Origin of the sequence: Olivibacter sp. SDN3 (genome assembly GCF_014334135.1) — a bacterium.
In the GTDB taxonomy this organism is placed as follows: Bacteria; Bacteroidota; Bacteroidia; order Sphingobacteriales; family Sphingobacteriaceae; genus Olivibacter.
The window spans coordinates 5590364-5613765 of the sequence record NZ_CP060497.1 but is presented as its reverse complement, the minus strand read 5'-3'; the positions used below and the strand labels follow the sequence as shown (position 1 = coordinate 5613765).

At 43.5% G+C, this 23402-nt stretch carries 14 protein-coding genes; 6 read left to right on the top strand and 8 right to left on the bottom strand.

Translation table 11 applies throughout. From position 1 onward, the window contains the following. Positions 1–8: 8 nt before the first annotated feature. The gene (locus H8S90_RS23520; RefSeq protein ID WP_222852176.1) at positions 9–1472 is read left to right on the top strand and encodes a Fic family protein; all 1464 of its coding nucleotides are present in this window, start codon (positions 9–11) and stop codon (positions 1470–1472) included. 6 nt (positions 1473–1478) lie between these two features. Next, positions 1479–1829, top strand: a complete 351-nt coding sequence (locus H8S90_RS23515; RefSeq protein WP_222852175.1) for a DUF3024 domain-containing protein — start codon at positions 1479–1481, stop codon at positions 1827–1829. Between the two features lie 593 nt (positions 1830–2422). Here the strand turns inward: H8S90_RS23515 and H8S90_RS23510 are convergent. From H8S90_RS23510 to H8S90_RS23475, 8 genes are all read right to left on the bottom strand, one after another. After that, on the bottom strand, positions 2423–3775 hold the full coding sequence (locus H8S90_RS23510) for a sulfatase (RefSeq protein WP_187340213.1): 1353 nt from the start codon (positions 3773–3775) through the stop codon (positions 2423–2425). 216 nt (positions 3776–3991) lie between these two features. Beyond that, positions 3992–5314 carry a sugar porter family MFS transporter gene (locus tag H8S90_RS23505; protein ID WP_187340212.1) on the bottom strand — a complete coding sequence of 441 codons (1323 nt, stop codon included), beginning with the start codon at positions 5312–5314 and terminating at the stop codon, positions 3992–3994. Further along, complete coding sequence (locus H8S90_RS23500) at positions 5315–6217, bottom strand: ROK family protein (RefSeq protein WP_187340211.1); 903 nt, start codon at positions 6215–6217, stop codon at positions 5315–5317. Further along, positions 6207–7379, bottom strand: coding sequence for a glycoside hydrolase family 130 protein (locus H8S90_RS23495; protein WP_187340210.1), 1173 nt, complete (start codon positions 7377–7379; stop codon positions 6207–6209). Before H8S90_RS23495 ends, H8S90_RS23500 begins: the two co-directional genes overlap by 11 nt. 27 nt (positions 7380–7406) lie before the next feature. Next, the gene (locus H8S90_RS23490) at positions 7407–8888 is read right to left on the bottom strand and encodes a RagB/SusD family nutrient uptake outer membrane protein (RefSeq protein ID WP_187340209.1); all 1482 of its coding nucleotides are present in this window, start codon (positions 8886–8888) and stop codon (positions 7407–7409) included. A 4-nt stretch (positions 8889–8892) separates the two neighbouring features. Continuing rightward, positions 8893–12012 (bottom strand): TonB-dependent receptor, encoded by a 3120-nt coding sequence (locus tag H8S90_RS23485; RefSeq protein ID WP_255501716.1) that lies wholly within the window; start codon positions 12010–12012, stop codon positions 8893–8895. 259 nt (positions 12013–12271) lie between these two features. Beyond that, the gene (locus H8S90_RS23480) at positions 12272–13300 is read right to left on the bottom strand and encodes a LacI family DNA-binding transcriptional regulator (protein ID WP_187340208.1); all 1029 of its coding nucleotides are present in this window, start codon (positions 13298–13300) and stop codon (positions 12272–12274) included. 835 nt (positions 13301–14135) lie between these two features. Beyond that, positions 14136–15326: a thioredoxin family protein gene (locus H8S90_RS23475; RefSeq protein ID WP_187340207.1), complete on the bottom strand. Its 1191-nt coding sequence runs from the start codon at positions 15324–15326 to the stop codon at positions 14136–14138. Positions 15327–15764: 438 nt separating this feature from the next. On the opposite strand from H8S90_RS23475, the gene H8S90_RS23470 reads away from it, so the two are divergent. From H8S90_RS23470 to H8S90_RS23455, 4 genes are read left to right on the top strand one after another with little or no spacing between them, the layout of a single operon-like run. After that, on the top strand, positions 15765–18104 hold the full coding sequence (locus H8S90_RS23470; protein WP_187340206.1) for a TonB-dependent receptor: 2340 nt from the start codon (positions 15765–15767) through the stop codon (positions 18102–18104). A 14-nt stretch (positions 18105–18118) separates the two neighbouring features. Then, positions 18119–18700, top strand: a complete 582-nt coding sequence (locus tag H8S90_RS23465) for a MotA/TolQ/ExbB proton channel family protein (RefSeq protein ID WP_222852174.1) — start codon at positions 18119–18121, stop codon at positions 18698–18700. A 15-nt stretch (positions 18701–18715) separates the two neighbouring features. Next, the gene (locus H8S90_RS23460) at positions 18716–19057 is read left to right on the top strand and encodes a DUF2149 domain-containing protein (protein WP_187340205.1); all 342 of its coding nucleotides are present in this window, start codon (positions 18716–18718) and stop codon (positions 19055–19057) included. Continuing rightward, positions 19054–23031, top strand: a complete 3978-nt coding sequence (locus H8S90_RS23455) for a cobaltochelatase subunit CobN (RefSeq protein ID WP_187340204.1) — start codon at positions 19054–19056, stop codon at positions 23029–23031. Before H8S90_RS23460 ends, H8S90_RS23455 begins: the two co-directional genes overlap by 4 nt. Positions 23032–23402: the final 371 nt, after the last annotated feature.

The following is a 23402-nucleotide window of genomic DNA, read 5'->3' as shown; positions in this document are numbered from 1 at the left end:
AGTTCAAGATGTCACTGCAGGATAAATTTGATCCAAAAAACGATCAATTACCGAAAAAAAGGAAAAGCATTATCTTTACCGCAATTATAGATAATAATAAGACAATGCCCGAGACCAATCGTAAAGAATACAAACGAGAACTCAATACCGATGTGGATATTGAAAAGGAAGTGATTGCCTTTTTGAATTACTATGAAGGGGGTATGATTTATATCGGTATTGATAATACAGGGAATGTTGTAGGTGTGTCCGATGCGGACGGTGATTCCCTCAAAATCAAAGACCGTATCAAAAACAATATTTCGCCTTCGGCCATGGGTTTATTTGACGTAGTGGTAGAGGAGCGAGAGGGCAAGGAAATCATTAAAGTAACCATAGCCAGTGGCAGCGAAAAACCGTACTTCAAAAAGAAATACGGGATGACTGAGAAAGGATGTTTCATTCGTATTGGTACTGCAGCAGAGCCGATGCCGCAGATGATGATTGATAAATTATTCTCCACCAGGACACGCAATTCTATTGGCAAAATCCGGTCGCATCGTCAGGACTTGACATTTGAGCAGCTTCGTATTTATTACGAGGAAAAGCGGAAGCCGCTAAGCCATCAATTTAAAAAGAGCTTGGAGTTACTCACCGAAGATGGTTTGCTTAACTATGCAGCATATTTATTGGCTGACGAAAATGGTGTTTCCATCAAGGTGGCAAAGTACAGCGGAACGAATAGGGTAGACCTCATCGAAAATAATGAATACGGTTATTGTTCACTTATCAAGGCAACCAAGAGCGTATTGGATAAAATTGAATTGGAAAACCGAACGGCATCCCAGATTACTTCCAAAGAGCGGATAGACAAGAGACTCTGGAATCCTGTGGCCATCCGAGAGGCCGTGATAAACTCCATTGTGCATAATGACTTTACCCGTGAGGTGCCACCCAAGTTTGAGCTATTTGCCGATCGTATTGAAATCACTTCAGCAGGTACCTTGCCGGAGGGTCTTAATGAAGATGATTTTTTTGATGGTGTTTCCATTCCAAGGAATCGGGAATTGATGCGTGTATATCGGGATTTGGAATTGGTGGAACAGCTTGGCTCGGGCGTGCCAAGAATTTTGGAAAGTTACGGTAGAGAATGTTTTCGGTTTATGGGAAACTTTGTACGGATGACATTTCCAATTTCGGAAGAAATTATACCAAAAGTTACCGAACAAGTTACCGAACAAGTTACCGAACAAGTTACCGAACAAGTTTCGAGTATATTGAATGTGGCAGACCAAACTGGTCGTAGCGGTGCAGAATTGATGGCATTAGTTGGAATCAAGCATCGTCCTACTTTTTTATACAATTACCTGCAACCAGCGCTTGACAGGGGATTAATGGAAATGACCATACCTGATAAGCCAAAAAGCAGTAAACAACGTTATATATTGACCGCATTAGGAAAGCGGATGATAGACGAGATGAATAAGGATTAAAACGGTATGAGTACAGAAAAACCACTTACTTCGATGATCGAAGTTCAATTAAGGAGCTTTGTTGAGTCGTTACGGCCATCAGACGAAGAAATCCGTAAACAGTTGGATGTTGGTTATTCTTGGGATAGGCAAACCGCTTTATTGTTTGAGATTAGGCCACAATGGAATGATCCAACGAAAATCTTAGAGGTACCATTTGCCAAGCTTCGTTTTGTTAAATCTTCCAAATTATGGAAATTGTATTGGATGCGGGGATCTGGAAAATGGGAATCCTACGAGCCGCTGCCGGATAGTACTAATCTGCGTGAATTGTTGACAGAAATTCAAAACGACGGGTATAGTTGCTTTTTTGGATAATGGTGACGGTGAATAATTGTACACCTTATGTACTTCTTTTACTATGTAACTTGTTGTTTTTCAGTTTATAAATACATTCTGCATCGGAAAATAGAATGCCGAAACAACCGTAAATATCCGTATAAAAATGTGTTAAAAAAGCCTGTGAACGAACGTTTACGGGCTTTTCTCTTTACGGCACCACCTTGTTTGTTTACGGTTTTTTCCGTTAGATTTGTTACTCATTTGTTACTCAAAATTAAAGTTTCAACGGGATTTGAAAGTTGGGGAAATAACCCGCCTTATTTAACCTTATTGAACTTTATCTGACCTTGTTTAACGTTATGGTATAAAAGGATAGTAGTTATGTCATCAAATATCTTAATCGAGAGGGTGGTTGTGAAGTTTTTGATTATAGCTTAAAGTCATTTGACCGGTTACGATTCCGATTTTATAAAATCACGTCGTTGATGACGGACAGGTAATACCTCAGACCGGGTAAGTTGATGTGTCCGAAATTCTTATCAAGGTTGAATCCCAAATTCCTTACTTCTTCCTTGTATATCATTGCTAAAAAATGGCAATATAAATTAAGACCTACGGCATGTATGTGTCTACTGTTCTTCAAGCTTTTGCCATGGAACACTGCCAGCTTTTTGCATTTGTTTCATTAGCAAGCGATGCAGTGTAACTCGTTTGGCTTCCTCAGTTTTGATAACATTATTATGCTCCTGAGGGTCTTTTGTTAGGTCGTATAACTCAAATGGAGATGTCGGAGTGTTTTGCAATAGTTTAAAGTTATCATTTACCACTGCATTCGATATTTTTCCGCCATAAGTGCTGCCCTCACGCCGAATAAAAAATATAGGACGTGGAGCTATTTTTGAGCCACTATTTTTAAGTATCGAAGCAAAACTTACCCCATCAATTTTGTGGTCCACGGACAATCCCGCGAGTTCTGCTAACGTTGGATAAATATCCATCAATAACAACTTTTCTGTTGACTGTGTGCCAGGCTTTATATGCCCAGGCCAACTGATACATGCCGGAATCCGGATGCCGCCCTCATACATGGTTCCTTTACCATCGCGCACATTTCCGTTATTAGCGCCTAAATCAAGTTGGCCTCCGTTATCACTTAAAAACACAATTAAGGTATTTTTAAACTGTCCGTTGGCTTTTAGGGTGCTAATCACTTTGCCGATACCATCATCCATTTGTTCAATAAGAGCTACCAGTTTAGCTCTTTTGTCCGTAATGTTAGGCTCGCGGGCTTTTACTTTAGCAAGAAAGTCTGCACCGGGTTGTATGGGCGCATGGGGAGCGGTGTAGGCAAGATAAAGGAAAAAAGGGTTTTCATTGCCATGCTGAGTATCAAGATAGTCAACGGCCCAACTCGTAAATAAATCAGTAGCGTGTCCTTCCGGAATAATTGGCTTACCATTTTCACGCATAAAATTGATGCCGTTTCGGGTGTGTTTCCAATAATCATCCAGCATATCGTCTAACCAGCCATGAAAATAATCAAAGCCTTTTTGGTTAGGTAAATTGGGCGTATCCAAACCCAGGTTCCATTTACCCACAATCGCGGTTTTATAACCTGCTTGTTTCATTAACGCTGGCAATAATTGTGCACCCGGTGTCAAATACCCAAAATTATCTGTTACTTGATTACGGATTAGACCCGGCACCCCAACCATTTCCGGGTACCTGCCTGTTAGCAAAGAGGCACGGCTGGGAGAACATACAGGCGAGTTCGCATAAAAGTTATCAAAACGAATGCCCTGTCTGGCTATTTCATCAATATTTGGGGTGCGGATATCAGGTGTGTTATAATAAGAAACATCGTGATAACCTAGATCGTCTGCTAAGATAATCAATACATTAGGATAAGGCTTTTCTTGAGCTGATGAAAGTACAGGAAAGAGCAGAAATAATAAAATTAAATAGCTTGGTTGTCTTTTCATTGTAATAGCGTATTTCCGGAGGAAAAAGGTAAACATTTTTTTATCTTTTGGTTCAGTTCTGTTACCGCTTTTTTTGATATTTTACGGCTTTTCAGCCGTGCCTCCTCTTTTTTCCTTAATTATTTTTCAGCGTTTTGGATTTGGAGTTATAACTATTCTTGACAGAATACAGAATAATTAGCGCTTGGCGCGTTTATATGAATCTGCTTTTCAATGTCATAAAGCTTCCTGAATTTCCTCCAATGATTTTCCTTTTGTTTCGGGCATGAATTTCCAGATAAAAAAGAAAGATAGAGCCATCATAACGCTATAAAAAATAAACGAATAGTAACCGCCTTTGGAACTGCCCTCTACAATTATAGGAAATAGCCAAGAGATAGCTGCCGCCATGATCCAGTGGGTAAAGCTTCCTAATGAAGTGCCCTGAGAGCGCACACTATTAGGGAATATTTCTGATATGAATACCCAGATAACCGCTCCCTGAGAAAAGGCGAAAAAGGCAATGAAACCGATAAGGTATAACAGTACCGAAGACGCGCCTGCCACGCCTTGACTAAAAGCATTTGCCACTAAGGCCAGGAATATGAACATGCCGAGACTACCAATTAACAATAACCGCTTACGGCCGAATTTGTCTATAATGCTCATTGCTAAGCCGGTAAATAGTAAATTGGCACCGCCGATAAATACAGGCTGTAAATAGGCCAATTCTTTGTCATAACCGGCAAGCTCAAAAATACGTGGAGCATAATATAGAATAGCATTTATACCACTTAACTGATTAAACATGGCCAACAACACGGCATAAAATATGGGTTTCAAATATTTTCGCTGAAATAAGCGGTCTTGGGACGTTACAGAATAGGAATTGGTTTTTAAAATTGTATCTACTGCATCTTGCTCTCCTAGTTTTAAAAAGATAGCACGGGCCTGATCAGCAGCGCCTGTGATGGCTAACCAACGGGGGCTCTCTGGTACAATTTGTAGTAAAAAGAAAAACAATACCGCGGGAATGGCCATAATGCCAAGCATCCATCGCCAGGCTTCATCGCCCATGCCAACAAACAGGAAATTGGTGAGGTAGGCTATGAAAATGCCCGATACAATCATCAGCTGAAAGGATCCGGCTAAGCGGCCCCGGATTTTGGCTGGTGCGATTTCGGAAATATAAATAGGCCCCACAACGGAGGATATGCCTACGGCGAGACCACCAATAAAGCGAAATAAAACAAACAGCAGCCAACTATAGGATAAAGCGCAGCCTAAAGCAGAACATAGATAGGCTACGGCCACCAGCAACAACACTTTTTTGCGGCCATATTTTTGTGCCGGCATGCTTGCTACGAGGGCGCCGACAACCGTTCCTATCAAACTGGCCGATACGGTGAATCCTTGCCAGAACGAATTGAGCGACCAAAGTTCTTGAATGTTCTTTTCTGCTCCGGAAATGACCGCAGTTTCAAAACCGAATAAAAAGCCTCCTAAAGAGGCAATAAGTGAGCATCTAATGGCAAAGCCATGTCTTGATTGAGAAGCCATTTAATTGCTGTTTGTTAATTGATCAATAAGTGAAGCGGCACCTAAAATGGCAGCCTGTTCTCCCATCCGCGCCACTTTTAGTGGGATTGAAATATGATGTTTAGAAATTATGTGCCTAACTTGAGGTAAAAACAGCATATGTGCTTTGCTGATATTCCCGCCAATAATCACTTGATCTGGTTTTAAGTCGGACAGGTGCTGGAGAAGAAAATCAGCCAACCACTGGGCCAACTGTCCGATCGCTTTTGCTGCTTCGGAATCGTTATCCATACGCTGTACCAGTGTTTTTACATCCGGTATTTCATTTCCTCCCAGCCAGCGATAGTGCGCCAATATGCCTCTGGTAGAAATGTAATCTTCGGCTATGCCTTCCAAAAAAGGGGATGAGCCGAGATTCAGATCTTTTACTTTGCCTTGTTCAAATAAGGCAGAACCCAGTCCTGTACCCAACGTAAGGCCTAACACGCGCGCTGAAGTATCTTCACTATTGCCAAATATTTCTCCCCGTAGAAAGGCCTCAGCATCGTTCAAAAAGTGTATAGCTTTAGCTGGGAGATCCATTTGGCCAGCAAATAATTGTTTGATGTCCTGACCGTAAAGGGCCTCATATTTATGCATGCCTGTAATGAACGATATACCCTTCTGGTAATCGAATGGGCCTGGCATAGATACGGCCAAATGCGTGCATTTATAACCGAAGGCTTCTTCTGCTGCTTTTAAAGTAGCCGTCCAGACGCCAATAATTTCTGCTGCCGAAGCATGGGGGTCTGTTTTTTTTCTTACTAAACTATGTTTAAGCACAGACCGCTCCAGGGTATCGACGATGGCAGCTGTTATATGTGAGCCACCAACATCGACACCAAGAACCGTTTTTTCTATATAGTTATCGTGTTTATTCTTCACTTGATTGAGGTAATGGATCAGCTTGGGAAGGATTCGCAGGATCAAAAATGGCCACGCCAACTTTAGAGTCAGCACAACCATAATACAGGAACCACTTGTTCTTAAAATATACTAAGCCTTCAATAAATACAGTACCATCCACATACTGGCCACTTTTTTCAAACGGTTCCATGGGCCGTAAGAAGGGTGCATCCAAGCGGCCTATAACCTTTGTAGGGTCATGTTTATCAAATAATACCTGACCAGCACTGTAAGTGCCTCTATTGAAACGGCTGTCTCCTTTTGTTGGGTTGTTTTTGCCATTATATAGGAGCAAAATACCGTGCTCCGTCAAAATAGCAGGCGGGCCGCATTCTGTTAAATCACTATCAAAAAAGCCTTCTCTAGGTGATATAAATGCTTTAACCTCCTGGTTCTCGTCTACAACAGGCTCCCAATCAATAAGATTATCAGAGGTTGCTCCATAAACACCACGTTCGCCCCAATACATCCAATACTTGCCGTTCACTTTTGCGATGACTTGCTTACCATTTTTTACCTCGGTGACGATGGAAGCGGATTTATGGAATTTATCCAAAACTAGATCGGCATTTTTTGCCTTTCGGAAAATCTGGCCGTGCTTTTCCCAATGAATCAGATCTTTTGATGTGGCTACGCCCAAACGGGCGATATCTCGGTTCCATTGCGTATAAAAGAGCACATATAGGCCGTCTTCTGTTACAGCAACACGCGGATCTTCTGTGCCCCCCGGCCATTCGAAATCTTTCTGGTTGTCATCTCCGGGATAGAAAACCGGTTTCTTTTTTCGTTGAAAAGATATACCATCTTCACTTTCTGCGTAGCCGAGGCGTGAGGTACGGTGGCCAATCTTTACGCCCAACTTATCCTCTGCTCGATATAATACGATGATTTTCCCATCTTTAACCGTAGCGGCGGGGTTGAAGGTGTCATTGGATTCCCATGCTATTTTTTTTCCACTCATTGGATCCAGAAACAATGTTTTTTCTTGAGGGGAAATAACCGGATTGACACCTTGTGGCCGGACAAAGCCTCCCATTGCCCAATCGGGCAGCTTGTTGACAACGTCCTGGCCCTGTACGTAGCTGGTTTGGGCAATGAACAAACCAACTACGAATAACTGTTTCAATAATTTGTGATGCATATTCAATTCTTTTTTTTCTAATGAAACTTAATATCCTTCGTTCTGTGTAAGCGTTCCGCCAGAGAGGTCAATCTCCCGTTGCGGCACGGGATAAAGGTAATGATAGGCATTAAAATTTTTGCCCATCGCACTCAAAACCTGAGCGGCCGTACGCCATCTACGTAAGTCACTGAAACGATGACTCTCAAAACCGAGCTCGCTACGTCTTTCTTGCATGAGCCATGTTTTGATTAAGGTAGGGTCAGTAGCTTGTACATTACGGTCGGATAATGTTCCTGCAGGGGCGCTATCGCCGCTTACGGTGACAGTATTCCGTGCCCGTTGACGGATCAGGTTGATGAGCTGAATAGCCTGTGGGTAGTCACCCGTCTCCAGGCAAGCTTCCGCCCTCCACAGCAACACATCTGCCCAGCGTATCAATATTTTGTTGGTTGGAGAATCGCCATTTCCACGGTTCGCGGCATTTAACTCGCCCATGAGTTTGTACACCAATCGGTTGCTAACGTCTACCGTGTAATCCAAACGGGGGTCGTTCGCTTCAAACGAAGCAACGAAATCATCCGTCGGCGCAAGGAAACCCCAGCCCAAAAGGGAACCGATTCCGTTACCGTTTCTGGGCAAGGTACCCTGGGTGTGGTTATAGGCAAAGATTACTTCCTGATCTTGGAATTTTTTGCTATTACTGAAACTGTCAAAGTAATTGCTGTTGAGATTAAAATAATTTTTTTGCTGCAAACTTTGAGTTTTCGCCAGCACGGTTTGCCAATCTTCCCTAAACAAGGCTACTTTAGCCTCTAATGCCAAGACGGCACCGATAGAAACACGCCAAGGCTCATCTGCTGCGCTGTATTTAGCGTCAGGTAGGAGCGATGCTGCTTGTTGTAGATCTGTGTTAATCTGCTGCCAGATCTGTTCTTGCGGAACTCTCACGGCAACTTCATAGGCTTCCGAAAAATCGGTAAGGGGTTTGGTAAGCAATGGTACATCACCATAATTGTTAACCAGCTCAAAATAATAATACGCACGTAAAAACAAAACCTCGCCTAATAGGCGATTGGCCAAGTCTGCCGCTACGCCGGATTGCTGTACAAATTCTGGATTGCTCAGCTTATCGATTGCTAGGTTAACCCGCGAGACGCCTTCATAAGAAAAGGTCCATATGCCATTGAAGGCGGGGTTCTCTGAGGTAAAAGAGAAACGGCCAACCTCGTCCATCCAGGCCTGATCCCCATCAGAAACCCACTTCTTATTCATATCGCCACCGGCAATATCTTCAATCACAAAATCTGGGCGGATATTGGTACCTCTATCCCAACTGGCGTCTGCCATGAAGCCCATGGTGTTGCGCAAGGGCTCATAGGCACTCATAACGGCCGATCGGAAGGTGGCCTCCGAAGGGCTTTCACTAACTTGATCCGGTGTAAGTAGGCCTATCGGATCTTTTTCCATATTACAGGAAGCTGCTAACAGGCAGAGGCCTAAAAAACTGCTATATCTTGATAAGTTCATCTGTTTAAAAGGTTACGTTTATACCAAATAAAAATGTTCTGGAGGATGGGTAAGTACCCATATCAATCAGATCTGTAGACTCGGGGTCCAGGCCTTTGTAATCCGTAATGGTGAGCAGGTTTTGTCCCGAAGCATAAATGCGCATATTTTTCAGCACTTTGGAATCTTTGATGAATGAGCCAAATGAATAACCAAGCTCTACGTTTTTCAAACGCGCATAGGATGCGTCTTCAAGTATGATGGTAGAAACCCTACTGCTGCCATTATCGTTAAATGTTAAACGTGGAATGGTGTTGCTGCTGCCTTCTCCGTTCCAGGCACCTAATACGTCTGTTGTATAGTTAAATGGCCGGGTGTCAAAATCCAGAATCTTCCGCCCGTCGTTGTAACGGTCAACCCCGTTTACACCTTGGATCAATACGGCGAGATCAAATCCTTTATAGGCAGCTGAGAGGTTCAGTCCATAGGTTAGTTTAGGGATGGGGTTGCCCATAAAATCCCGATCTTGATCGTTAATAATACCATCTCCATTTAAATCTCTAAAACGGATGTCGCCCGGCCGCTGTGTTGGGTTTGCGATACCATGTAAATGCGTACTAACTTCTTCCTGATTTTGATAGATACCTTCAACGAGGTAGCCATAGTAGGCATTCAATGGATGTCCTACCTGGGTTCTGGAGGTGGTACTGCTGATGTAGGGCACATTGGGATGCAAGCGTACTACCTCATTAGATAAGGTAGCTATATTGGCATTTATCCCATAGCGGAAACCGCTTTCGGTAGCGTTGCGATAGCCTAGGGAAAACTCAAAGCCTCGATTCTTAACTTGGCCCGCGTTAACAATGGTGGGTTGTACGTTTCCTACCAAGCTGGGCAGGGAAATGGGCAATAGGATATCCCGGGTATCTTTGATAAAATAATCAGCCGTAAAGGTGACGTGGTTCTGAAATAAGGTAAGGTCTAATCCTACGTTATGTTGGATAGTTGTTTCCCATTTCAGATCAGGGTTTCCGTAACGGTCAACCAAGTAATTTTCACCCACTCTCCGCATCAAGGTAAGATAGGCGTAATTGTCAATTTCCTGATTTCCTAAGGTACCGGTGCTAGCGCGCAGACGTAAGTCATTTATCCACTTAATATCCTGCATGAATGCTTCTTTACTGATAGTCCAACCAGCGGAAACAGAAGGGAAATAACCCCAACGGTAGTTTTGACCAAAGCGGGAAGATTCATCGGCACGTAAATTTGCAGTGACCAGGTATTTGCCATCATACTCATAAGTTGCCGAGCCAAACAAACTGAATAGGGAGTATTCTGACCCCGAACCGCCATTCCATACGTCTAATAAGGTGCTGCCATAATCCAGGTAACGGAAGGTAGGTAACATATAATCATAGCGTCTACGGGAGGCATTCATGGCAGAAGCATTGTTTTTAATGAACTCCGTACCAGCCAGTGCACTGATGTGATGGGCACCAAAGGTTTTTTCGTAAGATAACACGTTGTTCCAGGTTAGCGTGAAATCTGTTCCGCGATCTTCATTGAGTCCATCAGGCCTGTTGAGACGCCCTTTTCCCAAATCATTGGGGCCGGCACTGCCATCATCATCGCCATAGTTTTCCATAAAGGCCTTGGTGTGATTTACGTTGAGGTCAATGCCTACGTTTGTCCGGAATTTGAGCGACTTGTCTGAAAGGAAAGCATATTCGCTAAATACGTTACCGAAAGTTTTAATACGCGAAAAGACATTATCAGTAAAATAAGCGGCAGCTACGGGGTTGCGCGTATATTCGTATTTATTGCTTTCGTATCCGGTATTGACCTGGTTGTTCCGATAAAAAGGTAGGTCAGTAAAAGGATCCTCGGCAGACCATGTGGGGTCTGAAGGGTCTTTGTAAACGCCTAATACCGGTGGTCTAAGGAGTGCGTGGCGAATAATGCCCGGGGCATCGCCTTTTGCAGATATCTGATCGCGCTTAGAATAGGTTATCTGCACATTGGTACCCACCTTAAGCCGTTCTGTTAGTGCGCTATTCAGATTTACGCGGAAATTGAGCCTTTCAAATTTATCATTATCAAATCGCACAATACCGTCTTGCCGATAATAGCCTCCTGATAGCAAATATTGCGTTTTTTCATTACCGCCGCTTGCGGAAAGTTCGATATTGTGTGTTTTGCCCGTTTCAAATAACTCATCTAACCAATCCGTGTTGGCCAGGTCTGTACGCGACTTATCTAGGGTATAGGGGTTATCACCAGAAATCCCAGAATTGTTCCAAGCCTGCTCTGCCACGTCAAGGTATTGCTGTGTATTCAGTAGCTTGGGTAAATTGTTTGCCTGTTGCAAACCTCCAAAGTAATTGATATTGATGGCGCTTTGACCAGACTTCCCCTGTTTTGTGGTAATGACCACCACACCGGCCGATGCCCTGGAACCATAAATAGCGGCGGCGGAGGCATCTTTTAGTACAGACATAGATGCAATATCGGTAGGATTTAGAAAACTGATGTCTCTAGAGGGCACTCCGTCTACAACGTACAGCGGATTGTTATTGCCAATAGTGCCTTCCCCGCGTATACGCACGTTAATGCCATCGCCAGGGGCACCGCTACTTTGCGTAATCTGCACACCGGCTACCTGCCCCTGTAGCGCCTGTGTCACACTGGGAACCCGACGTGATTCTACATCGGACATGTTAACCGAAGCTACCGCTCCGGTTACAGAAGACCTTCGTTGGGCAGAATAACCCACCACAACGACTTCGTCTAAGGCGGCGGCATCTTCTTCCAACGTAATGATTAACTCGGTGGCTGCTTTGGTTGCAACGTCTTTGGTAAGATACCCGGTAAAGGAAACCTGTAAAATCTGTCCATTTTGAGCAGGTATCGTAAACTGCCCATTTACATCTGTGGATGTTACGCTTGTTCCTTCTTTCACCCGAATCGTTGCTCCGGGTAAGGGCTGCCCCGCGACATCCAATACTTGCCCTTTAACAGTTGTTTGTTGCACTGTCTGTCTGATAGGTTTCGAATGCGCTTTTGCCGCTGCAGGGAAATCAGAGAGCAAGAAGGATGGGAAGACGAGCAAACATAGTTTTAATCCTAAAATTCTACTGTTCATCATTTTTAATTTAGAGGTTAGTCATATTGTAGTTTATGTATAAGGTTAAAAAAACCGGTTTTTCTATTAAAACATAGTTGCTCAGCATTACTGAAATATCAATTTGTTAAAAGAGAAAAACCGGTTTTTCAAAAAGATTTAAACAATGGTATTCATCTTCTTACAAAAAATAAAGCAATCAGGGAAACTGGTCTCAATAAAAGGTTAGTTCCGTTTAGCGTTTCAAAACTAAAAAAAGAAAACCAGTTTAGCAAGGGTGTTTTCAAATATTCTTGCGTAAACTGGATTCGCGTACCACTAAATTAGAAGGTAAGATATGTTGCTGAAATGCCTGTTTGGTTTGCCTGCCTGCAATTCGGCTCAGTAAGGTATCGATAATTTTGGTACTTAATTGTTCTAAGGGCTGGACAATGGAAGTGATGGCTGGTGTAAATAGCCGAAACAGATCATGTTCATCAAATACAATGACGCCAACGTCATCCGGTATACTTTTCCCGAGTGTACGAAGGGCTTCCAGGCCACTGATACAAAGATAATTTGTTGCGAAGAAAATCGCGTCCACTTCGGGGTGATGCTGTAAAAAATCTATAATTTCCTGTTTTCGGTTATTACGTTCTTCGCTATAGGCCATCTGGAGGATAATGGGCGCGCGGTGATGGCTTTGCATGCAGCTGAGATAACCGTCTAGGCGCTCCTGCATTTGGCTTTGTGAGGAGTCTAAGGTGACAAAAGCAATCTCTTTAAAGCCTTGTTCCAGAAAATGTTCACACGCTTTCTCGGCCATCTCCCGGTTATTGGTACCCACATAATCCGTTTCAACACCGTCTAACGTTCTATCAAATATAATAACCGGTACACCTTCATTGATCACTTGCTGCACGGCTTCTTCCATATGTAAAGGAGGAGCGATAATAAACCCGTCTACCTTGGTGTCTCTGAATAACTGCAGCACAGAGAGCGCGGCTTGTGTGTCACCTAAAGTACTGCTATAGATGATGCGATAACCACTTTTTTTCGCTTGTTCTTCAATCATTAAAGCAATCGGTCCGAAAAATGAATCGCCTATGTTCTCAACGATCAAGCCGATACTATTTGATTTTCCGGTTGCGAGACTTTGCGCCATATAATGCGGCTTGAACCCGATCTCTTTTACGTATTGGAGCACCCTTTGCTCTTGTTCTTTACTGATTCTATGGGCTTCTGCCTTACCGTTAATGATAAAGGATACGGTTGATTTGGCAACGTTAAGATGTTTGGCTATATCATTGATGGAAAGTTTTTTCTCGGCCATATTATATGTTAGACTTTCATTAAGAAAGGTTTGAACGAATCTCTCAATTTTTAAAGAAATATGCAAGCATAATATGATTCATTTTGCTTCCAGCTGGGTAAATACTCATTCCAAAGCTTCATTTCATTTTCAGCATAAAATAATTGCTGGTTTCCAGTATGGGTGCAATTCAATTGTCGCACTGTTTACAATTTACAAGGTATCGGGTTGATCAGCTACAATCTGTTTAATTCACATTTGTTGAAAAAGATGGCTACTGAATTTGTTAGTTCCTGCGAACTTAGAGTTATGTTAACAATAAGGATTTATCATGGTGAGCAAAGAAGATTTTCTTCGGATCGTGGAATCGTGTCACGAAGCAATCAATGCACTGGACGACAATCCGTGGAGAAACCAAGACCAAAAAAATTAAGGAGGATAAATAACTGTCCATAGGCTATTAGTAGTTGTCATTATAATGTCATTTAATCAAGACATAAGAGGATTATGTTATTTACTATTGACGACTTAATGTTTACGAATGATTACGAAATTCTTGTTGCCTATTTGTTACTCGTAAAAATTTGTATTAACTTAACTTGTTTATTATTAGATTGTTAAGATATAATTCAAAATTCTGTATAGGGAAATAAGTGAAGATTCAGTAGGAAAAGGAGCGCTCTTCGGAAGGCGCGTGCGAAGACTTTCTCCTGATTGTGCCGTAACACATGGAAGTGACGGTTTTTTAGGATTAATAAAATGAGCCGAATATAGTTTGTGTTCGGCTCACGTTGTTTTGTATAAGAAGGCCCATTTCCATAAAACTCGGCCTATATTATTAAATGGGATTGGTCTGTTACTCTAGTGCCTTTACTTGCTCGAGACTCAGGTCATCGTCGACGACCTCGCCGTCGGGTTTAACCAATACCAATCGAGGAAGTTCAGAAAGGTATAAGGTGTCTACCAATGGCTGTTTTGCTTCATTTCGCATCTTATAATTATACTTGAAATCCAGCTCTTTGGCTGCCTCTTGCCATTTTGAAAATTGGTCATCTACAGCGATCAGCAACACATCAATTCCCTTAGGCTCCAGTTCAGATGCAGCTCCCTTCAATTCTTTCGCGGCTTGAGCAGAGGGTCCGTCCGAGCTGTTCCAGAACGACAACAGTAGATATTTACGATCCTTAAAAGAGTCCCAGGGAATTTCCGAGAGGCGAGTGTCCGTAGCTACAACCTGTTTTTCAAGATCCAATTGCTCTACTTTTGCCCCAAGCTGATCCAGATGTTTAGCGAGTATCAGTCCATATTTACTTTTTTGTGCCTGTTCTGAAGCGTTATCCAAAAGATTTTGGTAGTCCTCGGCGTGCTGACGATGTTTTCCCAAGCGAGAAATTAAGTAAAATGAGCTGATCAGAGGCTTTTGTTGATCAACAAATTCCTGGGTAATGGATGCCTGAGATTTGGATGACGCTTTTTTGTCGGCAACCTTTGTGGCACCCGATCCGCCAATGGCATAATGCTCCATTTGCCCTTCCTCTTCTGCTTGTAGTTCCACAAGTGAAGCATGCCAGTCGTTTAGCAATTCTTGTTCATCCCCACCTCCATCAATGGAAAATTTCACTTTGCTGATAGAACCTACATCGTTGAAGGCTTGCTGAACAAGCTCCAGCTCTTTGGAAGTAGTGGACAGAACGGGAACTAGCTCATCCCATTTTAAACCACTCGTTCCCTGTTTCGTGGATGTGCCCGTGAGTTTTAAGAAATAGACCTCATTGGCCGTGATGTCATCCACCTCGAGCTTAAATTTCCCTTCTTCGGGCTTGACCGATGTCACCGAGTCTTTCTCGTTATCCCTGAATAGCACCACGCGCTCCAGCTCAGGGTTGTCGGTCTCGCTGACAATCGTTAAACGACCTTTTTCGGGTTGATAAGTATAGTCTTGTTCTTTGCCTTCTTTAGCGCTTTGCTTTTCCCGGTTTTGGCAGGCCGACGTTAGCAGCAAACAAAGGAGCAAAGCTAGGAATTGATTCGTTTTAGGATTTTTCATACTATATTAGTATACGATCTTGAAAACATTTTGTTTGCAATTTTTTAAATTATTGACTTGTAGTTCTTCCTGCATTTGATGCATCTCAAACTCTTCTTTAGTATAATGTGCTATTTGGGCTGTCTGTCCCCCTTAAAAACGGATACAGTAGAAGCTGGTAACTACCTGGTTCTCGAACCAAAGATTGGTCGTGTAAGGCATGCCACGATGAAAGATGATGATGAACGATCGGTTATAAAAGCAATTATATTGCTATAATTTTATTCTTTTACACTTTAGATACTTGTAAGTATTGTTTTTTTATTATTAATGGTTTTTTTGTCATTTAATAGGCTATTTATATTTTCAGGGAAAAACGATTTAGTTGTATATTTAAATACATAATGTTGCATTTGTTGATATAACTTCTTTTATTTGCAACTCAGTTGCTATTTAAAAATGATGTATAATAGACTTTCAGCTTATGCCACTAGTAAAACGCTATTTTGCCGGTATCTACTTCTTTTGATGTTATGGATTTACTTTTCCTGTGAGGTTATTGCCCAACAGGCGGCGGAAACTACGTTTTCCGGAGTTTTGTCCGACTCCACCGGCAAGGCCATAGTAGGAGCTACCATTATGGTTACAGGTCGCGGAGCTGTAACCAGTAGCGATGCCCGGGGCTGCTTTTCTCTTCCGGCAGCCTATGCGCAATCATTTACTGCTCGACATGTGAATTATTTGCCATTGGAAGTGACGATAACATTGCCCATTGTTTCCGACTCGCTTTACCGATGGACGATGCAGGGCAAGCCGAATATGCTGGATCAGATCTCTGTTACCGCTTCTCCAATGCCAATTGAACTAAGGAAGATTGCCTCAAGCGTTTCCATTATACAAAAAACGGATCCTGAGCTTCGGCAGATACAAACCTTAGATGAAGCTCTGGCTTACATACCGGGGGTATCGGTTGATCGTGGTCGGGGATTAACCACAACGGGTACACATACGAACGTTATCATGCGTGGAACGGGTTCTGCCAATAGGACGCTGATCTTGAAGGATGGCGTGCCCATTAACGACTCTTATACCGGGGGAGTATCCGAATGGAACAGCCTCGCAGGGAACAGTATCGAACGCATTGAGGTTGTCCGGGGGCCGGGATCATCTATATATGGTTCAAATTCCATGGGAGGAACGATTAATCTGGTTACGCAAAACCCAACGGCACAACCGGTATTAGGTGCTGATTTTCGTTATGGTTCCATGGATACTTATCAGGCAAATATGAAGGTCGGTAAGCAATTGACCGACCGCTGGGGCGCTATCGTCTTTGCCGAATATAAGAAAACAGGGGGATATACCTATATGGCTGATAGTCTGTGGAATAATTATTTCCAACGACCGAGCATGACATTGTTTAATGTAAATACCAAGCTGTCATACAATTTTCCAGGTGCTGGTACACTGACCGCCATTGCAGACTATAACGGTCAGCAACCCTTATCTGGAACAAATACGATTTATGATGATCATACGATGACAGGTAATTATCAGCTACGCTATACCAATCCGGAAGCGACTTATGCACCCGATATTCTCGCCTACTATAATGTCCAGAACCGGCAGTCGGAAGCCATACGTTGGGATGCATCAGCAAATGCTTTTAGCGACCGGTATTACGATTCGCGTGTGCCTTTAGATACCTATGGCCTGATCGCAAAAGTGCATCGGACATGGGCTAAACATGCGGTAACCTGGGGGACGGATCTCCGGTTCACCGAGATTGTATCCCGCAAAGACTATTTTGATCAAGGGATTCAGGATTTTACCGGTCGACAGGATTTTATTTCCTTTTTTATTAACGACGATTTCAGTTTGACAGATCGGCTTCACGCTAATTTGGGTTTACGCTATGATTACTGGGCTAACCGGAATGGCAGGTTTTTCGACAACATGTCCGGAGAAGATATAGCTATCAATTACGATGACGCATCAAAACATATTGTTAACCCTAAAATCGGATTAACTTATGATTTAACTAATAACTGGAGACTGCGGACCGTTTACGCCACAGGCTTTCGGGCACCCAGCAGCTTCTATATGTATAATGCTGCACCGCTGGGATCTTCTTTTCGATTAGGAAATCCCGATTTAAAGCCTGAACGTATGAACTATTCTTTTGACCTTGGAGCTGATTATCAGCTGTCGGACGTCTTAGAATTATCGACTACCATTTATCGTTCCCAATATAGCGACTTCCTCACCGCTGTACTGATTGATGCCGATGAAGTGCCAAGTTATTTTGATGTTCAAGGACTTCCTGTAAGGCAATATATCAATATCGGAGAGGTAAACCTATGGGGAGCCGAAGCCTTCGCACGTTACCGTATTTCCAGAGATCTGTCGGTTCAGCTCAGCTATTTCTACAATACCTCCAAAATCACCCGCTATGAAACTAATCCCGAGTATGAAGGGAATAGTATGAACGACAATCCCAGGAATAATTTTTCTGAGGCCGTGGTATTTGATCGGCCGGGATTATTTCACCTGAGTGTCTGGGGACGGCATACGGGTTCTTTCTATGGCGACCTTGAAAATACCACTGATAGGGAGATGGCTGCTGTTACGGTGTTTGACCTGAAATTTGGGAAAACATTGGGGCCGGTAAGCCTGAATATTAATATGATGAACATATTCGATAAACAATACTACGGTAGTTATACTTCACCCAGCAGCTATTATTACGCCCCCGGGCGGAGTATTTTTGCCGGAATCACTTATCAGATTAACCATTAAAAACGCTTTAAACAATGATTGAATTCATCGATAACTTACTCTTCCAACTGGCGGAACTTCTTCACTTACCTATTCTTATTGCACTTTTCGCCATGGTTATATGGACTTTTGTTAGTATTGGCACTTTTTTGCGGGCGAGTTTCGGACACCATCGATCGAGGCATAAACTGGTAAACACTTTTTTTACCTCGAATGCCGATAAGATAACCACTATTTTAAGCGATAACCGTGATGCCGATATCCGCCTGACCGAGTTGATTAGAGATTGGGAGAAAAAACAAAATCATCAATTGGACTATATACGTTTTCTCATCAAGACCGGTCCATCGCTCGGTTTAATCGGTACGCTGATTCCTATGGGGAAAGCGTTATCCTCTCTTTCGGACGGCGATATGGGGGCTATGTCTGGAAATATGCTGACAGCCTTTACCTCTACAATCATCGGTTTGCTTTGTGGTACCGTTGCCTATCTCATCAGCCTTCAACGGGAGAAATGGTTGCAGGCTGATTTTCTTCGCTGTGAGGCGCAGGCTGAAATTTTACTGCGTGACGCTATGGAAGCAGAAAAAGTAAGAGGTAAATCCATCCCTGTATAGTTAGCCGAATAGAAAATGAAGTTATTGAATAAACATAATACTGGAAATCATGAAGCACCACTTGAAGATCCGATAAGTGGTGTAGCGAATCTTTTCGACATCAGTATTGTCCTCATTGTAGCAATGATGATTGCATTGATGACAGCATTGAATGTGCTGGAGCTCTTTGATCCGAATACCGACGTAACGCTCACCAAGAAAAATGCAAAAGGCGAGATGGAAATTATCTCTAAAAAGGGAAAGGAAATAAAAGTCAAAAAAATATCGCCGGATGAGGCTGCCGGACAAGGAGAGCGCCTGGGAACTGCCTATCAACTGGAAGACGGACAAATTATTTATGTACCTGAAAGTGAATGAAACGTATTAATATACTTTATGCTCTGCTGCTCGCTGGCCTTTATTTGTTGATGCCCCTGCTGGGCTTAGCGGAGTCCGTAAAGCCCCGTAAAATCGTTTTTTTGGTATCGGAAAACTATAGTAAGCCGCTCGCGCAAGCCATTCAAGGGCTGGAAGAGCTGCCTGAATTTGCCGAGCGCTATCAAATTCTTACCGCTAATGATTCTTCGCTCGACTTTGCTGAGATTGACCTCGCGGTTTGCTACCTGCATACCCCGGCAATGATGCAACGTTTCGGCCCTGGAATAAAACAGATGCTCGCGAAAGAGACCGCTGTTTATGCTGTAGGTGAAACGCCCGAGGCTGGCAATTATCAAAAGCAGGGGATACAGTTCGATGCTGAGGTTGCGGCATATTTTGATCACCCCAGCCCATCTAACCTGACCAACCTTATCCTGCTATTGACCAAGAGGCATTTCGATTCAAATTACCCCGTGCAGCCCCTTGTTCCGTTTCCCGAAAGCGGAATAGTCGCAATGGATGGTACCGTTTATCGCAGTTTTTCTGAATATAGCGAAAAAATGTTTAACGGTCGAGGAGCCGATCGTCCGCTGGTTGGTTTATACATGTTCAGATACGAAGCCGTTACCCAACAGTTTGATCATATAAAGGCTTATGCCGTGGCGCTTGATACCGCTGGTTTTGAGCCTTTGTTGTTTTATGGACATCCGCTTGAGCAAGCGATTAAGCAATATTGTTTGAATGAAGATAGTACCGCTATGCTATCGGCTTTGCTTAATTTTTCTTCGCTTCCCGGGTCGTCCGATGATCGACTGCGAACAGCTTTTTCCCAGCTCGGTGTGCCCGTAATCAACGCCATCGGGCTCGCGGAGGCAGCACAGGAATGGCAGGCATCAACGCTTGGAATTTCCTTAGCGGCGCGTGCCATGGTGCTCGCAAGACCGGAGTTAAGTGGACAGATACAGCCTACCATTGCTACCACGATGGAAACGATAGAAGATGCACAGGGGACTGAATATACCGTTAAAAAAGCACCAACAAGCCGAATCAATCGCTTGGTGGGCCGCGTTAAAGCATGGTCAAGATTGCAGGAATTGCCCAATGAAGATAAAAAAATTGCACTGGTCTATTATAATGGCCATCCGGGTAAGCACAACATCGGGGCAAGTTATTTAAATGTTCTCCCCCAGAGTATGTCGACAATCCTAGGCCGACTGACTGAGGAGAATTATGATTTAGGAGGAACTTGCCCTCCGGCAGATACCGTATTTCAGGCGGTGATGCGCGGTGGACGAAATATCGGTACTTGGGCGCCGGCAGAGCTGGACCGATTGGTTCGGGAGACGAATCCGGTGCTAATACCCATGGAGACATATACAAGTTGGTTTAAACAGCTGCATCCTAAACTACAGGCGCATGTTACCGCAAAATGGGGAGCACCCGAAACGTCTCGCATCATGACCTGGCAACGGAGCGATGGGAAAAAATTCTTCGTCCTGCCCCGCGTGCGTTACGGCAATATCAATTTGATGCCGCAACCTGCCCGCGGATGGGAAGAAGATACGGAGGCCCTGTTTCATGACGTCACCTTACCCCCACATCACCAATATATCGCTTTCTACCTCTATTTACAGCATGGTTTCCATGCCGATGCCGTTATCCATCTGGGTACCCACGGCACGCACGAATGGTTATCGGGAAGGGAGGCAGGCTTCGATGATGATGATGCTCCCGAGGCTTTGATCGGTAACCTGGTCAATATCTACCCCTATATTATGGACAATGTAGGAGAGGGTACACAAGCCAAAAGGCGGGGCATGGCGGTCATCATTGATCACCTAACACCGCCCTTTGATCAGGCAGCGTTGCGGCCGGACCTGCGTGACCTGGCCGGTGCCATTAACGACTATGACGTTGCCATGGCTAAAAGTCCAGCCCTAGCCGATATTCATCTAAAAACCATCAATCGCTTGGCTAAAAAAGCCAACCTACATCAGGATATGGGCATTACCGGCGATTTTAAAGAGGAGGATATACAGGAATTGGAGCACTACCTGCAAGACATTAATAGCAACCTCACACCTATGGGGATGCATACCTTCGGCAAATCGCCCGATTCTTTGATGGCCATGAAGACTGCGGAGGCCATTGTGAGTAGAATGCAGGATATTCCGCCGGAATCGCGCGATACCTTACTGCATAAAATTTATCAACGAATTGTGGTGAGCGGAGCAAGAGAAATGGATGCTTTGATCACGGCGCTTAATGGAAAATACATTGCCGCTGGATCTGGGAATGACCCTATCCGTAATCCAGATGCCTTACCTACAGGAAAAAACTTTTATTCGTTCGATCCCTCCCGGATGCCTACCGAAGATACCTACCGAACGGGGCGGGAGTTGGCCGAACAGTTAATTGTCGATTACCAACACCAGCATGACGGGCAGTTTCCGGATAAAATTACTATCAACTTATGGTCGGTAGAAACGGTACGCCATGAAGGTATTATGGAATCGCAAATATTGGCGCTTCTTGGCGTCAAACCGGTTTACGACGGGTTTGGCCGTATCAAAGGGATCGAAGGTATTCCTAACGACAGCTTGGACCGCCCACGTGTGGATGTAGTAATTACACCTTCCGGCCTTTACCGGGATATGTTTCCCAATATGGTTTTGCTGTTGGATGAGGCGGTTAATCTTGCTTACCAACAAGGCGGTCAAGATAACTTTGTAAGGCAACATGTAGAGCAGATAAAAACACAACTGTTAGCGGCAGGCGTTCAGGATACGGCACTTGCCGAACGTTTGGCAACGGTGCGTCTATTTGGTACAGCAAGTGGAACCTATGGCACCGGAGTAAACGATGTGATACAGGCTTCAGATCGTTGGAATGACGAACAGGAAGTAAGTGACGTGTATTTTAACAGAATGGGTCATTTATATGGTCAGGGTTTTTGGGGCGAAAATATAGAAGGCGCTACTATGCCCGAATCTGCGAAAGAACTGACCGTTTCACTTTTTAAAGAAGCCTTATCGGGCACCAAGGCAGTTGTACATAGTCGTTCAACAAACGTATACGGAGCATTGGACAATGATGATTTTTTTCAATACCTGGGAGGCATGGCGATGGCGGTGCGTCAAGTTGACGGTACCACTCCCGATATTTTAGTGACGAATCTAACTGACCCCGGAACGCCCAAACAGGAAACCCTGGAAAAGTTTATCGGTCGTGAGATGAACAGCAGATACCTGAACCCTAAATGGGTGCAAAAAATGCTCGATGAAGGTTATGCTGGTGCCCGGATGGTTAGCCGAGTTGCCGATAATATGTGGGGTTGGCAAGTTACTGCTCCAGAGGTTATTGATGCGCAGAAATGGGAACAGTGGTTTGACACTTATGTGGCTGATCAATATGATTTGCAGATAAAGGATCAATTCGAAAAGGCAGGCAATCTTTATGCTTATCAAACGATGTTGGCCCGTATGTTGGAAGTTGTTCGGAAAGAATATTGGAAACCCGATGATGAAAGCTTGGATAAGCTTGTAGAAGAATACTTGCAAACGGCCGATAAAGTGGGCTTATCCTGTGCAGACAATGTCTGTGGCAATGAGTCGCTTACCGAATTCGTAAAAGAAGTTGCACAGCATGGTGGCAGCAAAGCACTCTTGGATGATTTAATTGAAGGCTTGGGTAGGATCCGTCAAAGCCCTTCTAACAGTGCGTCTACCAATCTCCCTTCTAATGTTTCAGGTAATACCCGTCCTATGCCACAAGCGAATACCTCTCCGGTAAAAGAGGGGCAACAGGAAGCAGTAGCGCCGATTAGCGGATACAAAATGGAGGAAGTTAGCCAGGAGGCGTCGACAGCTGAAGGTGGTCAACAGGCAAAAATAAATACCTTAGAGTATTTAATGCTTATTATTGGCCTTTGTTCGCTGATGATTGCAGGCTTTATTTTTGGGAGAAAATATTAATGTTCTTCTACGAAAGCTATTGGAAGGTTTTTCGTTTAACGAAAATTGAACTACGCTTCGATGGCAACCCGGTTGGGTACCGACAATAGTTATCACCTTTTTGTCGCTTATACGTCTTCTTATGAAGCTTTTCGCTGTACCTTTATGTTTTGGCGATAAAAACAGACCCTGTTTTGCAAATTTAAAGCGTCAGTTTTTATAAAAACTGCTCCTTTTTTCTCAAAAACTGCTCCCAAAATAGAAAAAATAGACGGAAATCAGCCCTAGTTTGATAAAAGAACATATCTTATGTCCTTTTTTTTATTTAAAAAATAATAAATTTATCATAATAATAAATTTTTATTCTACTATAATTTAGTCCTGATTTTTCC